Origin of the sequence: Shewanella sp. FDAARGOS_354, from assembly GCF_002209245.2 — a bacterium.
Classification (GTDB): domain Bacteria; phylum Pseudomonadota; class Gammaproteobacteria; order Enterobacterales; family Shewanellaceae; genus Shewanella; species Shewanella xiamenensis.
Window position 1 is genome coordinate 3036744 of record NZ_CP022089.2, and the last position, 17738, is coordinate 3054481.

The window sequence follows — 17738 nt, forward strand, 5'->3', positions numbered from 1 at the left end:
GACATTGCCCATAACCGATTAATATATTTATTTGATTACTAGGGTTTTTCTGTTGTTCTTCCAGACATGCGCCAACCGAAAATACCATCGGCCATATGGCGTACACCGGTGTAACCTAGCTTCATGGTTTCCCGTGCAGCCATGTTGCTGGCGGTACAAAGGCGGTTAGCGCAATAAAACACCATCACCGCATCTTTATTCTTTGGAAGTAACTCTCTCCAATTTTGAACATTGAAAAAAACCGCCCCGGGGATAAAACCTTCCGCCCAGATTTCCAGCGTGTTTACGTCGAAAAAATAAACCCCTTGCTTACCGACTAAGGTCTCTGCTTCCCGCATGGAAATAGGATTCAACTGAATTTCGTTATAGGGTGCTTCAGAAATATCAGAACCGCCCCCTGCAATGGCTGGAAGGCTGATGCCACCCAAGCTCAGTGCCATTAAGCCGCCTATCAGGCTTTGTCGGATCACGTTATTCATTATTTGGCCTCGTATATTCCCCGGCACGGATGTGCCGGGGACAAGTTAGACTCGAGTCGAACTAGATTTTCTGTGCGCTCAGACCTTTACCATCGATAATGGCTTGGGCTTGAGTGACATAGGTTAAGGCTGCATCGAGACGTTTCAGTGAGTAAGTTGGGCCGTGCGCACCCCATGAGCCGTCAGCCTTGATCAGGCGAACAACATCTTGGGCTTTGTCGGTCAACATCAGCACTTGAGTCTTGTCTTCTACCGACAGCTTGGTGACTTCTAACAGCTTGTCGATACGGGCAAGGGCTTGTTCTACTTGGGCAAAAGTTTCTTTAACTGGTTTTTGCCACTTTTGAACTTCACCGTAGATTTCCATCTGGTCTTCAAAGTGCAGACCCACTTCAAGTTCAGATTGGAACTGGCTGTGACAACCTTTGTTTTCCACTACATCGTGGTCTGAAGCCGAAGTACGGGCACAGGTCCACATTAGGTCGAGGTAGTTGTAGCCGTTTTCATCTTTCGCCACAGTCCAACCTTTGGTCGTCGCATCGCGAGACTTACCTTCTGGTGGGTTAAGGGTCTTACGCAGTGGATCGACATCAATCTTCCACATGTGTGACTTACGAACGTTGTCGAAGCCCGCCATATCTGGGAATTGGATCGCAGTGAAGTTTTCACAGCTTCCCATGTTTGGCATGTGACAGCTTTGGCAAGTTTGGTTGCTGTGGGTGTTAGTGTTCTTAGCAATCTCGGCTTGAGCCGTATGACACTCAGTACACTCTTTGATGATTTTTGGTTTAGTAATGCCTGACTTCCAATCACCATCGGTCACTTCGTGAGGATCGTGACAGGTTGAACAACGCATACCTTTGTCATAGTGAGCAGAGGCAAACATTTGTGAACCTTCAGTACCGCAAGATGGGCAAGAAGATTTCATCTTCACGTTGAAGGCATATTCCAGCTTCTCTTTACCCTGTGGCGTTTCAGCTAACTCTTCAACAAAGTTGAAGCGTTGGTGACAACGTTCACAGTTAGATGGCATACCGCCACCAATACCGCCGTCTAAGTGGCCGCCTGCGCCATGACACTCTTCACAGGTAATCCCTTTAGAAATCGTGTGTTTTTGCAGCTCTTTCGGGTTGCCTAAAGCAGCGAAGAATTCATCTTTCGTTTGGAAGTCAAACTTGAAGCTATGGCACATTTCGCAATAGGAGCTAGCTGGTTGGAATAGGAATTCCTTCTCATACTTAGCACCGTATGAGCTCATGCCCCATTGGTGTGAACCGCTGGTACCAAAATCTTCCATTTTGACGGGGAAACTTGGAATAGCTTTGTTAATTTTTGCAGCCATTTCAGGAGTTAACCACTCAGCCCAACCGCGGGAGAATTGGTTACCACCAGCGACCATAGTACCAGTGCCATCTTTCAACAGACCGTCTTTCACATGGTAAGTACCGCGCACTAGGTAGGCGTCGATAAAACCATATTTAGTACGTGGCGTACCCACAGTCGCGTAGATAGCGTCTGGCGTAATACCCGATGGCAGAATCGTGGTATCTTTGGTGGTATACATGGTTTTTTTCAGGTCGTTATCGACTTCTGGATGTTCGCCAGGGAAGCGAATCGTCTTAGAGTGACGTGAACGTCTCCATTTTTCGTATTGCGGCCCATGACACTCACCGCATTTTTCTGGGCCCACAAACTTGTTAGGGAAATCTAAAATCGATTTTGCCCCTAAACGGTATTGCAGTGCTTTTGGACGCTGACCATCGTTATAAGAACTATAACGTACAGCGGTGCCATCAGTTGAGTTCACTTCTTTACTGTGTTTACTGTAAGCAACACTGTCACCACCGTGTAAATATTCTTCACCACGATCACTGACTTTATAAGTGCCTTTTAAACGACCTTCTGCGTCATATTTAAAAACTGGGTGATTTTCAAATAGAAAATCAAACAATTCTTGCTCTTGAACAATATAATCCTGCAGTGTTTTAACACCACGGGATTTCTCCATTAAATTTTCATTTAAATTGGGGTTAGCCAAGATATCTTGAGTATAGTGAGTTTGTTGTTTATTACCCACACCAGGGACCACTTTACCATCCGATTTAGCATCGGATGCGATTGTGGTAGCGCTTACGGCAGAACCTAAACAAAACAGCACGCCTAAGGCTGTTTTGGTTTTCCATCGCTTCATCATTCACTCCTAATTTATCATTAGTTTTATATTTTCCACTGAACCTAACTGTTCACTGAACGACATAAACAATTGACCAGTGACGGCATAATGAATGAGAGAAAAAGCAAAAAATCTGCGCTAGAGCACATTAAATTTTGATTCAGAAATCAATAGAGCTAAAAACCAAAAAATACAAACAAATCATAAACTTGATAAAATTTTATTAGTGATTTTTTAGATTTTAAATCTGTTTTTTTACATCTAAAAAAACCTAAAAACAGCTTTGATTTTTCAAAAAGAACCAAAGCCACAAATGACGATTTTAATACCGAGACAGATCACATTCCTTCCGTTAAAACTCAGTTACCCTGCAAGCCAATCGTGGAATGGGTAAAGACTTCACATCTAACTTACCTAGATAAAAACAAATAAGTCTGTACCGATTAACCGCTAAAAAGTAACCTCTCATTAATTTCAGTATTAATGTAAATCGATAACTAATGCCATGCAGGAAATATCAATGATAAATATGATTCCAGAAATAGGGCACATATTGCTAATCATGAGCACTGTTTTTGCATTATTGTCGGCAACGAATCATTTAATTGGTAGCTATCGGAATAACGTTTACCTAATCCACTTTGGCAATAAATTATTTTACGCACTATTTATTACCTTATTTGCCGCACTGTGTAGCTTAATATTTAGCTTTATTAGCGATGATTTTTCAGTCGCCTATGTTGCCAACCATTCTAATAGTCAACTCGCTGTGGGCTATAAAATTGCGGCCGTGTGGGGCAGCCATGAAGGCTCAATGTTATTTTGGGTGTTCGCCATTGCCCTATGGGGCGCAGTGATCAATTGGCGCCAAGCAACGAATAAGGTTAATCTCGATAGTGCCAGTTTACAGGCTGATAAGGCTTACTTTGGCCGAGTCCTCGCAATTTTGGCCTTAGTGATCCTCGGCTTTAATTTGTTTTTACTCTTTACCTCCAATCCCTTTGCCCGCTTGCTACCAAATATTCCAGTCGAAGGGCGCGACCTTAACCCCATATTGCAGGACATAGGCTTAATACTGCATCCACCTATGCTGTTTTTGGGATATGTCGGGCTAACGGTTTGCTTTGCCGCAGCACTGGCATCGTTACTGGGAGGAAAGTTACCGACTCGCCACCTCGAATACATGCGCCCTTGGGTGCTATTGGCGTGGATTTTCCTCACAGGGGGCAATGCCTTTGGTTCTTGGTGGGCTTATAACGAACTGGGCTGGGGCGGTTGGTGGTTTTGGGATCCCGTTGAAAACGCATCATTTATTCCTTGGCTGGTTGCGACAGCGCTGGTGCATTCTTTAGTGCTCACCCGAAAAACACAGGGCTTTACTCTTACTACACTGTTTTTATGTTTATTAGCATTCTCCCTTAGTTTGTTAGGCAGCTTTTTGGTGCGTTCCGGTATCGTGCAATCGGTACATGCCTTTGCTGCTGACCCAACCAGAGGTATGTCAATCCTATGTTTATTAGTGCTTTTTGTTGGTGCTGCCCTATTTATTTTTGCGATAAAAGCCCCCGCACTGAGACGAGAAGTCACCCATGCGCTATTAAGCAAAGAGACCTTATTACTGCTTGGGGTGATCGTGCTGGTAGTCGCGGCTTTTTCCGTACTACTTGGCACCTTTTATCCCCTGATATATGAGCTGTTAAACCTAGGTACTTTATCGGTGGGCGCACCTTATTTTAATGCGATTTTTGTCCCATTGACCTTTATCGCTGTCGTCTTAATGGGCCTCGCCCCGCTACTCAATTGGGGGCAATCCACCCACAAACCACTCAAGGTATTGGCTGTCCCCACTGTAGCCATTGCCATTATTGCAACAGTGCTGGGTTATCAAGCTAAAGGCGATGGCGCATTATTCCTCGTTCTTGGCAGTGCCAGCGCGTTATTTTTATTGTTATGCCTTGGTTTGAGTCTAAAGATGATACTCAAGCCACCACGCGGCGCCCCAGAACGCTTACCCACAGCACGACCAATCCAGCCGTCAGCATCAAAGCGCGCAAGGGTCGCCATGATGCTCGGACACTTCGGGGTTGTAGTGACGATTATCGGCGCAACATCGGTGTCTTTTTTCGAACAGGAAGCCCTGCTACGAATGGGGCCAGGCCAGGGTAAACCGTTAGCGAATTATGTGCTGGTGTATGAGAGTACCGAGCAAGTTGAGAGCCAAAGTTTTACTGCTATTCAAGCCAATATCAGTGTACGCGATGCCAAGCAGGACGATCGAGTACTGGGCTATATCCAACCACAAAGACAAACCTTTAAAAGCAATGGTATGGAAATGTCCCACGCGGGCATCGACCACGGTTTTTGGCGCGATATTTACGTCTCAATGGGACTGCAACTGAGCGACACTGAGTACCTGATCCGCATTAGCTATAAACCATTGGCGACTTGGATTTGGCTAGGCGCCATGTTGATGATGCTCGCAGGAGCAATCGCTGCGTGGCCCGTCAGACAAGTTCGCCATGTCGAACACACAGAAGCACTGAGGGCAGCAGGCACCCCTCAGCTAGGGAGACTGTAACCCCATGAATCCATTATTTCGCTCCCCCTATTTGAGTTTATTGTTTTGGTTGTTGTCACTCATCCTCTGTTTTGGCGGGACAACCTTTCTCGCGACGGCACAGGAAAGCTCGGATATGGGCACATCCTATCAGCAACAGGCAATAGCGATCAGCAAAGTACTGCGTTGCCCAATGGCGACCAACCAAACCTTATTCGAGTCACAGGCACCTATCGCCCATGAGCTCAAGGGGCAAATTTTTTCGCTGCTTGAACAAGGCTATAAACGGGATGAGATCCTCGATTTTATGGTACAGCGCTACGGTGAAAAAATCCGTTATCAGCCAGAATTAAAACCCTCAACACTGGCGCTTTGGCTAGGCCCACTGGCGTTATTAATCATAGGGTTAGGCTTAGGTCTTACCCTGATAAAACGCAAGTCACCTGCCGCTAACAACGCGACTCGCTCAGTTTGAATATAAGGACAAACCCATGAAATCATCCACAGCCAAGCTCACCCTCCTTTGCACTTCATTGCTGCTGAGCTGCGTCGTGCAAGCCCATTCTCTGCAAAACAAACTCTATGACACTGGCGAAGCAATTCCAAAACCACGAGTCATGACGGGTTTTATTGAGATGCAACATGCCCGCGGGATACCCGAAGTGCCTTTTATGGATGAAGCTGGGCAAGCACAAAGCCTCAAACAACATCAAGGTAAGCTTACGCTAGTAAACCTCTGGGCAACCTGGTGTGTCCCTTGTTTAAGGGAAATCCCCGAGCTGCAAAAACTACAACAGCAATTTGCCGATAAAAAAATCGCTATTGTGCCAATTTCAATTGATGAAGAGATAAAAGAAGTACGCCCGTTTCTTAATCAGCATGGTTTTAATCAATACAGCACTTGGCTCGACCCCAACAAAAATATCGAGCAGATCATTCCTGCCAATGTGGTTCCTGCGACTTATTTATTTGATGCAAAAGGTAATCTTGTTGGATTTGTTCGTGGCTATTTAGATTGGTCTGACAAAGAGGTTGCCCCTTATTTGGATAAGCTGATCGCCAAATACGCGCAATAAGCCGTTAACCCAGCGGTCAATGACGAGGTCTTTAGTGACTTAGTCCGAGCCTGTTAATCAAATCTCCATTCGGTGTCCACCCTAATCTTTGCCGAAACCCGCTGCTCCCCGATTTGGCAGCGGGTATTTTTTACTTCAAGGCCAGCACACTTTGTATTCTGCGCCACCTTTCTTTAGAATTGCCGCAGTTATCCATAAATCGATTTCACCAATCTATTTGTAAAACCTATTGATAAAATCTAAGGCACTCCGATGAAACTCAGCTGTTTAACTCAACCTATTTATGACCACTTGTATCGTGATATCAGTGAGTTTCGCAGTACCTTCGACCTCGCCGTCAACGATGCCAGCTCATTAGATGATAAGGCTGACACCTTACATACTTCGCTGATTATTGAAGAGTTAACTGAACTTGCCGAAGCTGATAGCCGTATCGAACAAGCCGATGCGATTGTCGATTCAGTGTATGTGTTGATGGGGCGTTTAGTGCACTTAGGCGCCGAGCACATGCATGACAAATTAGAAATCAGCTACCTTATCGACTTGCTGCTGTGTGTCGCCAAAAACCGTGAAATTGACTTTATCGCCTGCTGGGACGAAGTCCATTCGAGCAATATGAGCAAAGTGTGCCGCAACGAGCAAGAGCTAGCCGAAACCATTGCTTTTTATGCCGAGCAAGGCGTTGACATCGTCGGCAGTAAAAAGGGCGAATTTATCATCGCCAAATGCGCTAAAGATGTAGAAATGGCCGGTAAAGTCGTGCGCCAAGGCAAGGTATTAAAGTCGGTGTACTATCGCCCAGCGGATTTAACTCAGTTAGTAAAAGCGTAACGTGTAGTGAATCTTCTCTTGCACTGGCGGCCAATGCTTTTATCACTAGGAAAACTACATGAATCCAGCAAAAGTGGTGCGTGCCAAGGTCAAACAATTAACGGATTTACCGAATATTGGTAAAGCGAGCGCGGCGGATCTACGTCTGCTCGGCATAGAGACTCCGGCGCAATTGCTTGGGAGAAATCCCTATGAAATGTATCAAACCCTGTGTGACAAAACGGGGCAAATCCACGATCCCTGTATGCTCGATGTGTTTATTTCGATTACCCGCTTTATGGCGGGCGACGATCCTCAACCTTGGTGGTTTTATACCGAGGAGCGCAAACAAGCACTCACTCATCCTTAATTTGAATGACCGTGTTCCTGCGGTGATTCAAGGGATTCAGTTACAACCGAACTATCAGGGTCATCCCTTAACCATTCGCGCCAGATAGCGACTAACAGCGCCATCAACACGGGGCCGACAAACAGACCCACAAAGCCCATGGTTTTCACTCCACCAATCAAGCCGAAAAAAGTCGGTAAGAAAGGCAGCTTAATAGGCCCACCAACCAGATTAGGGCGCAGGGTTTTATCGACGATAAACAGCTCGATACTGCCCCAGAGGAATAAGCCGATCCCAGCGGTCATATCGCCAGTGCCAACTAAATACAGTGAGATCAGGGTAAACATGGTTGGCGCGCCGCCTGGCACTAAGGCCATAAAAGCAGTCAACACCCCAAAGGCCACGGCCGAAGGCACGCCAGCAATCCAGTAGGCAATCCCCAGCACTATGCCTTCACCGATGGCGATAAGCGTCATGCCGATAACGGTTGAACTTACCGTCGCGGGCACCACGCGGGAAAAGCGATACCAGCGGGCGGGTAGAATACGCTCACCGACAATATCAATCTGCTTCGCCACCGACGCGCCATCTTTATATAAGAAAAACAAGGTGATCAGCATAAACAACAAGGTCAGCAGCAAGCCTAAAGTATTCCAGCCCAATTGCAGCACCCAACGAGAAATGCCTGTCAAATTTTGTCCGCTAATTGCACTGACTATCTTGCCCAGTTCATGGGGTTCACCGATAAACTGTTGCCATTGCTGGGTAAACCACGCACCAACCCAAGGTAAATCCTTAATCCAAAGGGGAACGGGCGCGCCATGCTGGTTAGCATACACCAACCATTCAGCCCATATCCTAATCTCTTGTAAAGCATAGGAAAAAACAAATATCAGCGGTGTAATTAGCCCGACAATAATCAAAACTAACGCGATAGTGGCAGACAGCGCCGAGCGACCACCGCATTTAACCAATAATTTTTGATACAGCGGCCAACTGGAGAAGCAGACAATCAGGGCGGCCAAGGCGGGAACTAAAAAATCGATAAAAAAGAAAACACCAGCACACAGCAATAAAATCAATAGGGTACGACCCACCGCAGCATTACTGATAATCTGTGCCATCCACATACTCCCACAATAGAATCCAACAACAAGGTGAAAAACTCGGCAGAGTGCCAAGCAACAACCAGCCTTTGGGTCTTCCCCATTCTGTTAGCCAGTTTATTGCGCAGTGCTTTCCATGGGCAACGACATTTAACAAAAGCGTGAGTAGTGTATCAGTGGTGCTTGCATCCCCAAAGGTATTCGAATGTCTCGAAGGCCGAATGGCTGAAAATCCTTATGGCGCGGCCTTGAGCCTTGGAAGTAAACAGTAGATGCAGGCTTTGCACCTGTAACTATTTATTGGATATTAAACCCAAAGCCTAAAGCCAATTGCCGTGTCAGTTCAGCTGCGGGAATGTTTTGGCAACCACTGGCATTTTGCCCGCACCACAGCGGACTAAAATCGCCACATCCTTGTCGCTCCGCCGCCGTCCTTAAGCCTGCAACCGCTGAGGATGCCAAGGGGAAATCCGGTACAGCCTCATTCATCGGCCCCATTTCAGCCATAAAGCGGTTTACTATGCCGCGCGCAGGTCGACCAGAAAATAAATTAGTCAGCGCTGTATGTTGCGCGGCATCGCTTTGCAACGCCTCACGATGGATTGCACTGGTATTGCACTCAGGGCAGAGCAAATAGGCCGTCCCCACCTGCACGGCCGAAGCGCCCATCGTCATGGCTGCGCGCACTGTGGCTACATCGACAATGCCACCTGCGGCAATCACAGGAATATCCACCGCCGCAATAATTTGCGGCAGTAGGCTAAAAGTGCCGAGCTGCTCGGTTAAATCCTCGGATAAAAAGTGTCCTCTGTGCCCACCCGCCTCAAGGCCTTGGGCAATAATCGCATCGGCGCCGTGGGCCTCAAGCCAGAGTGCTTCCTCGACGGTTGTCGCCGTAGAGATAACTTTTGATCCCCAAGCTTTAATTTCCAGCAGCAATTCTTCATCGGGCAAACCAAAGTGAAAACTCACCACCTCGGGCTTAAATTTGGCTAACACCTCGGCCTGTGACTTGCTGTAGGGTGTACGCTGGGTGCCAGCAGGCTGCACACTTGAGTCGAGATTAAATTCCGCAAAATAGGGGGCTAACTGTTCGAGCCAAGTCGCTTGCTTGGCCGCCTGTGGCAGAGGCTCGCTATGGCAAAAGAAGTTCACATTGATAGGTTTAGTCGTGTTAGCTCGGATTTCGGTTAACTCAGCTTCAAGCGCCTCGAGGGATAACATGGCGCAAGGTAATGAACCTAAACCACCCGCCTCAGACACGGCGATAGCAAGCGTACTGCCTTGCACTCCTGCCATAGGCGCTTGAATAATCGGAAATTCAATCCCAAATAATCGTGTAAGTCGACACGGCATACTTCACCCTGAAGAATCCCCTGATGATTTACAAATAAATCATCAAATTAGAGTGGAAGCGCATCTTGTTGCATGATCAAATGGTTTCGCTAAAAACTACACTTGGACAACAAGATGCGCGAAGCCAATATCCTACAACATTCTTTACACCAATACTGCCCAGAACTTCACCTAAAACGATTAAACAGCTTGATGCTGGCCTCTAAGGCACTGATTGAATGTAAGACACTGACCTTGACTGAGTTAGGTCGAAATTTACCAACCACGGCCCGAACCAAGCACAACATCAAGCGCATTGATCGTTTGCTCGGCAACACGCATCTGCATCAAGAACGGTTAGCTGTCTACCAATGGCATGCCAGCCTCATCTGTTCTGGTAACCCTATGCCGATTGTGCTCGTCGATTGGTCAGACATCCGAGAGCATAAACGCATCATGGCTCTGCGCGCCTCAATAGCCTTCAATGGCCGCTCTATTACCCTGTATGAGAAGTCCTATCCCCTATCAGAACAATGCTCTAAGGCCTCCCACAACGGTTTTTTAGCGGACTTAGCCAAGATTTTACCTTTGCATGTTACCCCTCTCATCGTGACTGACGCGGGGTTCAAAGTGCCTTGGTACAAAGAGGTTGAGGCGCATGGTTGGTTTTGGCTAAGCCGTATTCGCGGTACAGTTCAATTTGCAGATATTGGCGCTGAAAATTGGCGTGCAGTTCGCAGTACACATGACTTGGCCAACGGTCAAGCGAAGAGCCTGGGTTGTAAGACCTTGACCAAAACTAACCCTATCAATTGCCATCTCACGCTTTATCGTAGCAAACCTAAGGGGCGTACAAATCAGCGTTCAACGAGGACTAATTGCCACCATCCATCGGCAAAAACGTACTCAACATCGGCGAAAGAGCCTTGGGTGTTAGCCAGCAATTTACCACCAGAATCTCGGAGCCCAAAGCAGCTGGTAAACCTGTACGCCAAACGTATGCAAATAGAGGAAACCTTTCGTGACCTCAAAAGCCCGGCATACGGCTTTGGCTTACGCCAAAGTCGTACCAACAGTCCAGAGCGATTCGACATCATCCTACTGATAGCGTTGATGGTTCAATGCCTGTTGTGGCTAGTTGGTTTACACGCACAGCAACAGGGCTGGGATAAGCATTTTCAGGCCAATACCATTGGGCATCGAACGGTACTCTCAACGATTCGCTTGGGATTGGAGGTGCTCAGGCGGCCTGATTATCAAATCACGGAGAAAGAATTGCTGGCGGCCTGGGTATTATTCGCCAATCAGTTGCTCAAATATGGCTATGCTATGGCTGATTTATGAGGGGATCCTTCAGTACTTCACCTCCTTTGAACTTAATCCTGCTGTCACTCACTCCGCAGCAGTTACTCACTCCGAGACCGCCAGCTTAAACAACGACTACCACCAAACTGAGTGGCATTTATCACAATCTACCAGAAAACTGCACGCAACTTGTAGTATTTGCCAAATATTGAAAATCGGTAAATTGGCTTAGATCATAAAATGTCATGCCTTAAGGGATATTTAAGTCTAATTAAAAGTAAAAATAATATCGGCATAATTTAAATTACATTTGTATCATAATGCAAAACACTTATTGACCTTATTCAAATAAAACCCGTGATATCAACCGCACTAAGCGATAAAAAAACTATTTAGGTTACATTAAATACTTTATGATTCGCCCCCATTTTTTGGAGGCCATATGTTAATAAAATCTAGTCTATTTTCGACGTTCAATATTAATCGAATAATTATCTGCTTACTCTTGATGTTTACCACATCCGTTGCCTATGCAAAAAAAGATGATAATGACGATGAAATCACCCTTGGCCGCACCATATTACTCGGCATTGGCGATCATCCAGCCACCATACCTTTGATCATTTGCCGACAGGCAAAATATATCAAAATCAAAGCAGAAAGAGATGTGAGTATCGATCGCGTTGTCGTCACCTATGGGGATGATAAAACCCGCACCATCAAATTTGATACCGATATCGAGAAAGACGAACACTCGGAATGGAAATCATTAGGCTCCCGCCGCTGTGTTAAAAAAATTGAAGTATATGGAAACTCAGATCGTAGTAAAGCTGGGATAAAAGTATTAGGACGTAAATAACTTAAGTCATCAACAATAAGTATTAATCAGCTAATAATATTCTTTCAGCTAGCCGATTTTTATTAATAGTCTGAATATGAGTCATAAACAAATGAATTTTCGCACAATATTAATGTTATTACTCGGCCTTAATGTAACAGCGTGTGTTACCTTTCCTACTGAGGAATCGGCACACGTTAAAATATTATGGGAAAACTCCGCAGCTATTGAAAACTGTACTTATAAAGGCACAGTGATTGGTTCGCAGGGGCATTTCTATGATTATTGGCTGCACAGTGATAGGGATATGGTGTGGGGTACACTCAACGAGATGCGCATCAAAAGCCATGCGCTCGGCGCCGATACTGTTTATCTCTATCAACCGCTTAAGTTTTTAGGCTCTGTGACTATGATGGGAAATGCTTACCAATGCTCTGACATCCAAAGTTCAGCCAGTCAGTATCCGCAAATTGATGCGACGCAGGATACCACTTCGAGTCAGTGAGTCGCGGCTTGAGCTAATTTTTGAGCGGCTATCAGGCGACACGCCTGATAGCACTCATTCAAACGGTGAGGAAAACTAAAACAGGTAATCGGCACCTAAACCAACAAACAGTGCTAATCCTGCCCAGTTATTGTTGAGAAAGGCTTTAAAACAAGGGGCTCTTTCGCGGCCAAAAATCAACATCTGTTGGTAAGTGCTAAAACCAACAAAGGTCAGCAATCCTAGACCATAAAGCAGGCCACGGTCGGCACTCCAACCCGCGGCGATAAAACACAGCAGTGCAGCCAGTTGAAATAATCCAATGATTTGACGGTCATATTGGCCAAAAAGAATGGCGGTTGATTTGATACCGACTTTTAAATCATCATCCCTATCGACCATGGCGTACATGGTGTCGTAGGCCACAGTCCAAAACCAATTCGCCGCAAATAACCACCAGGCTTCGATGGGCACTTCACCGGTTTGCGCCGCATAGGCCATGGGGATAGACCAGCTCCATACCACACCCAAAAACATCTGCGGCATGTTTGTTACCCGCTTAGTAAAGGGGTAAATAATGGTGAGGATAATGCCTACAACGGATAATTTAACCACTAAGCCATTGAGCAGTAAGACTAAACCAAAAGCGGCTAAACCTAAGATCACAAACAGTAATAACGCTTCTTTGGTGCTGATTTCGCCGCTGGCGAGAGGGCGGGATTTGGTACGTTCAACATGGGAGTCGAGATCGCGATCGGCATAGTCGTTAATAATGCAGCCACAGGCACGCATAATCACCACACCAATAATGAAGATAATGAGTACCTTAAGATCGGGCATACCACCTGCTGCTAGCACCAGCGCCATCAAACACGGCCAGAGTAATAACAAGGTGCCGATAGGACGGTCGAGTCGAGTCAGGCGGGAATACACGTCCCACTTCTGCTTTAGATTCATTAACTAACTACTCCCAAACCTAATTTTTTATCTCGGTTGCTAGGGTAAACATCATATACCCTAGCCCCCTTTTAAGCGAATTTGCGCAGGCTGAAACTGTCACAAAATCATGACATTCATACCAATCAACGCGCCTCTAAGCGCGCGTAAGCCACCACCAGCCACTTACTGCCAAAATCACTAAAATTCACCTGTACCCGCGCCTGTGCGCCACTGCCTTCAAAGTTAGTCACTTTGCCGTCACCAAACTTTGGATGATGCACTCTTTGGCCGACGCTAAAGCCAGTATCGTTGGCGACCGCCGACTTTTGCGCACTGAAGCGATTATTGGCCATCGGCGTCGACACCTGCGCCTTTAAGCGAATTTCGTCCACATATTGCGGCGGGATTTCCTTAATAAAACGCGATGGACGGGCGTAATCTTCACGGCCATAAATACGGCGGGACTCGGCATAGGTGATATAGAGTTTTTCCATCGCGCGGGTCATGCCCACGTAACAGAGTCGGCGTTCCTCATCGAGTCTGTCGCCCTCTTCGAGCGCCATCTTACTCGGGAAAATCCCCTCCTCGACACCCGCCATAAACACCATAGTAAACTCCAGCCCCTTGGCCGAGTGCAGTGTCATCAGTTGCACCGCATCGGTAAAGGCGTCGGCCTGACCTTCGCCCGCCTCTAAGGCCGCATGGGATAAAAAGGCGTTAAGCTCACCCATATCCTCGAGTTCTTCAGGCATTTCGAAGGTGCGCGCGGCGGTGACGAGTTCCTCTAAGTTTTCGATACGAGCGTGGGCCTTTTCGCCCTTTTCCGCTTCGTACATGGCTTTGAGGCCAGAGGCTTGGATCACTGTGTCCGTCATCCGGTACAGCGCCATATCCTGAGTTTCTTCCTGCAGGGTGACGATAAGATCCATAAAGCCACTCACCGCTGAGGCTGCGCGGCCCGCAAGCACTTTTTCATCCAGCAGCCGTAAACAGGCCTGCCATAACGTGAGCTCTTGCTGACGCGCGGTAGTGCGTAAAATATCTAGAGTGCGATCGCCAATGCCACGGGGCGGCGTATTCACCACGCGCTCGAAGGCGGCATCGTCATTTTTATTGCTGATTAGCCGCATATAACCCATAGCGTCTTTAATCTCTTGGCGTTCGAAGAAGCGCAGGCCACCGTAAATCCGATAGGCTAAGCCTTTGTGTAATAGGGCTTCTTCGAGCACACGCGACTGGGCATTTGAGCGATATAAAATCGCGCAATCACTTAAATTGCCGCCTTTTTCGTACCAATCATTGATCCGGCCGACAATAAAGCGCGCCTCGTCCATTTCGTTAAAGGCGCAGTAGAGGGAAATCGGCTCACCATCGGCTTCGTCGGTCCACAGCTCTTTACCTAAACGCTCGGGGTTATTGGCAATAAGGGCGTTCGACGCCTTCAAAATATTGCCCTTGGAGCGATAATTTTGTTCGAGGCGAATCGTGGTCGCCGTGGGGAAATCCTTCAGGAAGCGGTGCAGGTTTTCAACCTGAGCGCCACGCCAACCGTAAATAGATTGGTCGTCATCACCGACTATCATCACATTGGCAGTTTGGCCGGCCAGCACGCGGATCCAGGCATATTGAATGGCGTTGGTATCTTGGAACTCGTCTACCAGAATATGCTTAAAGCGCTCTTGATAATGTGCCAGCAAATGCGGCTTATTGAGCCAAAGCTCGTGGGCACGTAATAGGATTTCGGCAAAGTCGACAAGGCCAGCGCGATCGCAAGACTCTTGATAAACCTGATAAATTTTCAGTAGATTCTGTTCAATCGGAAAACCACCCGCATCGATATGTTTTGGTCTTAATCCTTGGTCTTTTTTACCATTGATATAACCCTGCGCCTGACGGGGAGGATATTGTTTTTCATCCAGATTCAAACTTTTAAGGATGCGTTTCAGCAAGCGCAGCTGATCGTCTGAATCAAGAATTTGGAAGCTTTGCGGTAAACCCGCATCTTGGAAGTGAGTGCGTAATAAACGATGCGCCAGCCCGTGGAAGGTGCCAATCCACATCCGCCCCATATTGGTGCCAGCGACTTTTTCAACCCGCTCACGCATCTCGGCCGCAGCTTTATTGGTAAACGTCACGGCTAAAATCGAGTAAGGACTCTGCTGTTCAACCTGCATTAACCACGCGATACGGTGGGTTAACACCCGCGTTTTACCACTGCCCGCCCCCGCAAGCACTAACATGCTAGATTGCGGTGCCGCGACAGCCTCGCGCTGCTTATCATTCAGGCCGTCTAGTAAAGAAGATACGTCCATTCTCGCCTCCAAAAAATCGAGGGGGCATTATAACAGAAGAAATCCCACCTGCGCGCCTGATCCACAAGACAAGAGGCATAAGCCAAGAGGTACGAGACAATAGCCATAAGATGATCGGTATGGAACAGTCCATTCTTAAGCACTGTCATTCCCGCAATGCTTGTGAGCGGGAATCCAGCTCTTTGTCTCGAGTAGGAATTAAACAAGGGCAAAGCTGTATTAATGATTCATAGAAAGGGTGTTCATCATTCTGTTTCAACGATTAAGCACTGTCATTCCAGTGACACGCCGTGAATATGTCCCTATAGGCTCGACGACGGCATCCATGCCGTCAACGGTCACTTCCATGACAGCGCTTAATCTTGCCAACCCCAACAGTAATCTGAACCCATTCTTACAAGCATGCACTCTGAAAATTTAACAATGGGTGGCTCGTTAATTTGTTTGGTGCTTCCCTTAGATTTTTTTGGTTGGTTTGCCTTCAATAATCAGGCTTTAGAATCACAAAAATGGAATGCTTCATCAGCTATCGAAAGACATTCTGAACACTCTGTTTCAGTTGGTTTATAGCCATCATGAACGACGTCGTTCCTTATATCCTTGAACCTAAGCAATTGCTTCACCAAACCATCCACTTCTTTATTAAACAAATTTGGCAAAGCTTCAGTTATCACATCATGAATGCGCCCATACTTTTTGATCTTATTACCTTTAGCTCTGTAGACGTTTAGTAGGTTGTACAAAGACAACTCAAGTGCAATGAATGACTCCAACACAGCCGCACTGTAATTATCTTGTTCATTCGCCATTTCATATGCCCGCATCAGAGTTACACGCCAGCTAGGAAAGTCCCCTGTCGTAAGGTAATGGGCAATGTGTCTAGTGCTTCTAGCACGGTTGAAGTTAGGCAATTCATGATCTGCTAGGTTCATCGGTTGTAAAGAAGTGAACCTTTGAGCATCAGGCTCCCAATCATCGAACAGTTCACTGACTCGTTGATCAGGGTCTTTCGCCAAGTGTTGTTCGTTGTACGGCTTAAACCCAGTAACAATGTAGGGTTTAAAGCCCGTCATAAAGGCTACCTCCTTGATTGACGTGTCTAGTGTGGCGTAACGATAGACCCTGATAAAATGATTCAGGGCATCTAAAGCTTTAATTTCTAAATCTTCGGAAAGGCCATCGGCTTCAACGGCAACACGCACAAGTGTGGTGATACTGGAGCTACTAAACTGTGTGTGCCCATTTTCAGTATCCATTAATAAACTAACATCAATTGAACCATCATCCCGCTGAACAGCGTTGCAAATCTGGTTGTCTCCTGTCTGTCGTGATGCTTCAAAAGCATATTTGAAGCCCTCAGAGTTATCATGTTCAACTTTGATTATCCTGTCATTCACTGATAAGGTGTTTACGGAATTCATAGGCTTACCAATGCCCAGAACAAAACACTCCCCTTCATAATCGAATGAAGCTTCACCGGGCAGAACTCGAATATTTCCAGGGTAAAAGAACTGAAATAGTGCACAACCTTTCAATGAAGCCTCCTAGAATCTATTTAACCAATAAATCAGGCCATCCATTATAAAACAGCAACATAATGTACTTTTTTGGGGCAGGCAGCAACGACAAGTCACTTGGCAGCGAAAGAGTTTAACGAGACACCCACTGTTAAATTTTGTGGGTGAAACAGAACATCCACAACTCTTTGATGCTTTAAGTGACCAATAGCAAACTTCATAATCAAAGGAGGATAGGACGAGCAGTCCTTCTTGGTCGACTCTTGATTAAAAATCAGGGGATGAAACCCCACGACTTTGACTTTGATTTTATAAATTGAACAATCGGTAACTCGTTAATTTTGAATTAAATAAAGAGTAACATGCATGAAACAGATCGGGCCATCACTTTTATGCGCATAAAAGTGTAAAATTCCGCACTTTTATGCGCACAAAAGTGTAGAATGAGTTATAGTATA

At 46.4% G+C, this 17738-nt stretch carries 15 protein-coding genes; 8 read left to right on the forward strand and 7 right to left on the reverse strand.

The features are described 5' to 3' along the window. Positions 1–38 precede the first annotated feature (38 nt). Both CEQ32_RS13710 and sirA read right to left on the reverse strand, forming a co-directional pair. Positions 39–479: a rhodanese-like domain-containing protein gene (locus CEQ32_RS13710; protein WP_037427342.1), complete on the reverse strand. Its 441-nt coding sequence runs from the start codon at positions 477–479 to the stop codon at positions 39–41. 61 nt (positions 480–540) lie between these two features. Continuing rightward, on the reverse strand, positions 541–2670 hold the full coding sequence (sirA, locus tag CEQ32_RS13715) for a dissimilatory sulfite reductase SirA (protein WP_037413884.1): 2130 nt from the start codon (positions 2668–2670) through the stop codon (positions 541–543). Between the two features lie 502 nt (positions 2671–3172). Here sirA and CEQ32_RS13720 point away from each other — a divergent pair. From CEQ32_RS13720 to CEQ32_RS13740, 5 genes are all read left to right on the forward strand, one after another. Continuing rightward, positions 3173–5230 (forward strand): heme lyase CcmF/NrfE family subunit, encoded by a 2058-nt coding sequence (locus CEQ32_RS13720; protein ID WP_181159792.1) that lies wholly within the window; start codon positions 3173–3175, stop codon positions 5228–5230. Between the two features lie 4 nt (positions 5231–5234). Then, complete coding sequence (locus CEQ32_RS13725) at positions 5235–5684, forward strand: cytochrome c-type biogenesis protein CcmH (RefSeq protein WP_055648686.1); 450 nt, start codon at positions 5235–5237, stop codon at positions 5682–5684. A gap of 16 nt (positions 5685–5700) precedes the next feature. After that, the gene (locus CEQ32_RS13730) at positions 5701–6285 is read left to right on the forward strand and encodes a TlpA family protein disulfide reductase (RefSeq protein ID WP_037413878.1); all 585 of its coding nucleotides are present in this window, start codon (positions 5701–5703) and stop codon (positions 6283–6285) included. 252 nt (positions 6286–6537) lie between these two features. Continuing rightward, a complete protein-coding gene (locus CEQ32_RS13735) occupies positions 6538–7116 on the forward strand; it encodes a nucleoside triphosphate pyrophosphohydrolase family protein (RefSeq protein ID WP_037413877.1) in 579 nt (192 codons plus the stop codon). A gap of 58 nt (positions 7117–7174) precedes the next feature. Next, positions 7175–7465, forward strand: coding sequence for a helix-hairpin-helix domain-containing protein (locus CEQ32_RS13740; RefSeq protein ID WP_037427347.1), 291 nt, complete (start codon positions 7175–7177; stop codon positions 7463–7465). Here CEQ32_RS13740 and CEQ32_RS13745 read toward each other — a convergent pair. Both CEQ32_RS13745 and CEQ32_RS13750 read right to left on the reverse strand, forming a co-directional pair. After that, a complete protein-coding gene (locus CEQ32_RS13745) occupies positions 7462–8568 on the reverse strand; it encodes an AI-2E family transporter (RefSeq protein WP_088586200.1) in 1107 nt (368 codons plus the stop codon). The two genes, CEQ32_RS13740 and CEQ32_RS13745, sit on opposite strands and share 4 nt — an antisense overlap. A gap of 279 nt (positions 8569–8847) precedes the next feature. Next, the gene (locus tag CEQ32_RS13750; protein WP_088586201.1) at positions 8848–9906 is read right to left on the reverse strand and encodes an NAD(P)H-dependent flavin oxidoreductase; all 1059 of its coding nucleotides are present in this window, start codon (positions 9904–9906) and stop codon (positions 8848–8850) included. Between the two features lie 114 nt (positions 9907–10020). Here CEQ32_RS13750 and CEQ32_RS13755 point away from each other — a divergent pair, with 114 nt between their 5' ends. The 3 genes from CEQ32_RS13755 (at position 10021) to CEQ32_RS13765 (ending at position 12533) form a co-directional block, all read left to right on the forward strand. Continuing rightward, on the forward strand, positions 10021–11229 hold the full coding sequence (locus CEQ32_RS13755) for an IS4-like element IS10A family transposase (RefSeq protein WP_001206290.1): 1209 nt from the start codon (positions 10021–10023) through the stop codon (positions 11227–11229). 469 nt (positions 11230–11698) lie between these two features. Further along, positions 11699–12049, forward strand: coding sequence for a DUF2541 family protein (locus CEQ32_RS13760; RefSeq protein WP_264291140.1), 351 nt, complete (start codon positions 11699–11701; stop codon positions 12047–12049). Positions 12050–12140: 91 nt separating this feature from the next. After that, positions 12141–12533, forward strand: coding sequence for a DUF4156 domain-containing protein (locus tag CEQ32_RS13765; RefSeq protein ID WP_047536811.1), 393 nt, complete (start codon positions 12141–12143; stop codon positions 12531–12533). 75 nt (positions 12534–12608) lie between these two features. On the opposite strand, the gene ubiA is transcribed toward CEQ32_RS13765, so the two are convergent. The 3 genes from ubiA to CEQ32_RS13780 all read right to left on the reverse strand — a co-directional run bounded on the left by ubiA (position 12609) and on the right by CEQ32_RS13780 (position 17298). Further along, positions 12609–13469: a 4-hydroxybenzoate octaprenyltransferase gene (ubiA, locus tag CEQ32_RS13770; RefSeq protein WP_069453723.1), complete on the reverse strand. Its 861-nt coding sequence runs from the start codon at positions 13467–13469 to the stop codon at positions 12609–12611. A gap of 125 nt (positions 13470–13594) precedes the next feature. Next, positions 13595–15763: a DNA helicase II gene (gene uvrD, locus CEQ32_RS13775; protein ID WP_088586203.1), complete on the reverse strand. Its 2169-nt coding sequence runs from the start codon at positions 15761–15763 to the stop codon at positions 13595–13597. 488 nt (positions 15764–16251) lie between these two features. Beyond that, positions 16252–17298, reverse strand: coding sequence for a hypothetical protein (locus CEQ32_RS13780; protein ID WP_088586204.1), 1047 nt, complete (start codon positions 17296–17298; stop codon positions 16252–16254). Positions 17299–17738 lie beyond the last annotated feature (440 nt).

Coding starts and splice junctions, on each gene's coding strand:
- CEQ32_RS13735 (WP_037413877.1), top strand. CDS start 6,538: ATGAAACTCAGCTGTTTAACTCAACCTATTTATGACCACTTGTATCGT.
- CEQ32_RS13730 (WP_037413878.1), top strand. CDS start 5,701: ATGAAATCATCCACAGCCAAGCTCACCCTCCTTTGCACTTCATTGCTG.
- CEQ32_RS13725 (WP_055648686.1), top strand. CDS start 5,235: ATGAATCCATTATTTCGCTCCCCCTATTTGAGTTTATTGTTTTGGTTG.
- sirA (WP_037413884.1), bottom strand. CDS start 2,670: ATGAAGCGATGGAAAACCAAAACAGCCTTAGGCGTGCTGTTTTGTTTA.
- CEQ32_RS13745 (WP_088586200.1), bottom strand. CDS start 8,568: ATGGCACAGATTATCAGTAATGCTGCGGTGGGTCGTACCCTATTGATT.
- CEQ32_RS13720 (WP_181159792.1), top strand. CDS start 3,173: ATGATAAATATGATTCCAGAAATAGGGCACATATTGCTAATCATGAGC.
- ubiA (WP_069453723.1), bottom strand. CDS start 13,469: ATGAATCTAAAGCAGAAGTGGGACGTGTATTCCCGCCTGACTCGACTC.
- CEQ32_RS13750 (WP_088586201.1), bottom strand. CDS start 9,906: ATGCCGTGTCGACTTACACGATTATTTGGGATTGAATTTCCGATTATT.
- CEQ32_RS13755 (WP_001206290.1), top strand. CDS start 10,021: ATGCGCGAAGCCAATATCCTACAACATTCTTTACACCAATACTGCCCA.
- CEQ32_RS13760 (WP_264291140.1), top strand. CDS start 11,699: ATGTTTACCACATCCGTTGCCTATGCAAAAAAAGATGATAATGACGAT.
- CEQ32_RS13710 (WP_037427342.1), bottom strand. CDS start 479: ATGAATAACGTGATCCGACAAAGCCTGATAGGCGGCTTAATGGCACTG.
- CEQ32_RS13740 (WP_037427347.1), top strand. CDS start 7,175: ATGAATCCAGCAAAAGTGGTGCGTGCCAAGGTCAAACAATTAACGGAT.
- uvrD (WP_088586203.1), bottom strand. CDS start 15,763: ATGGACGTATCTTCTTTACTAGACGGCCTGAATGATAAGCAGCGCGAG.
- CEQ32_RS13765 (WP_047536811.1), top strand. CDS start 12,141: ATGAATTTTCGCACAATATTAATGTTATTACTCGGCCTTAATGTAACA.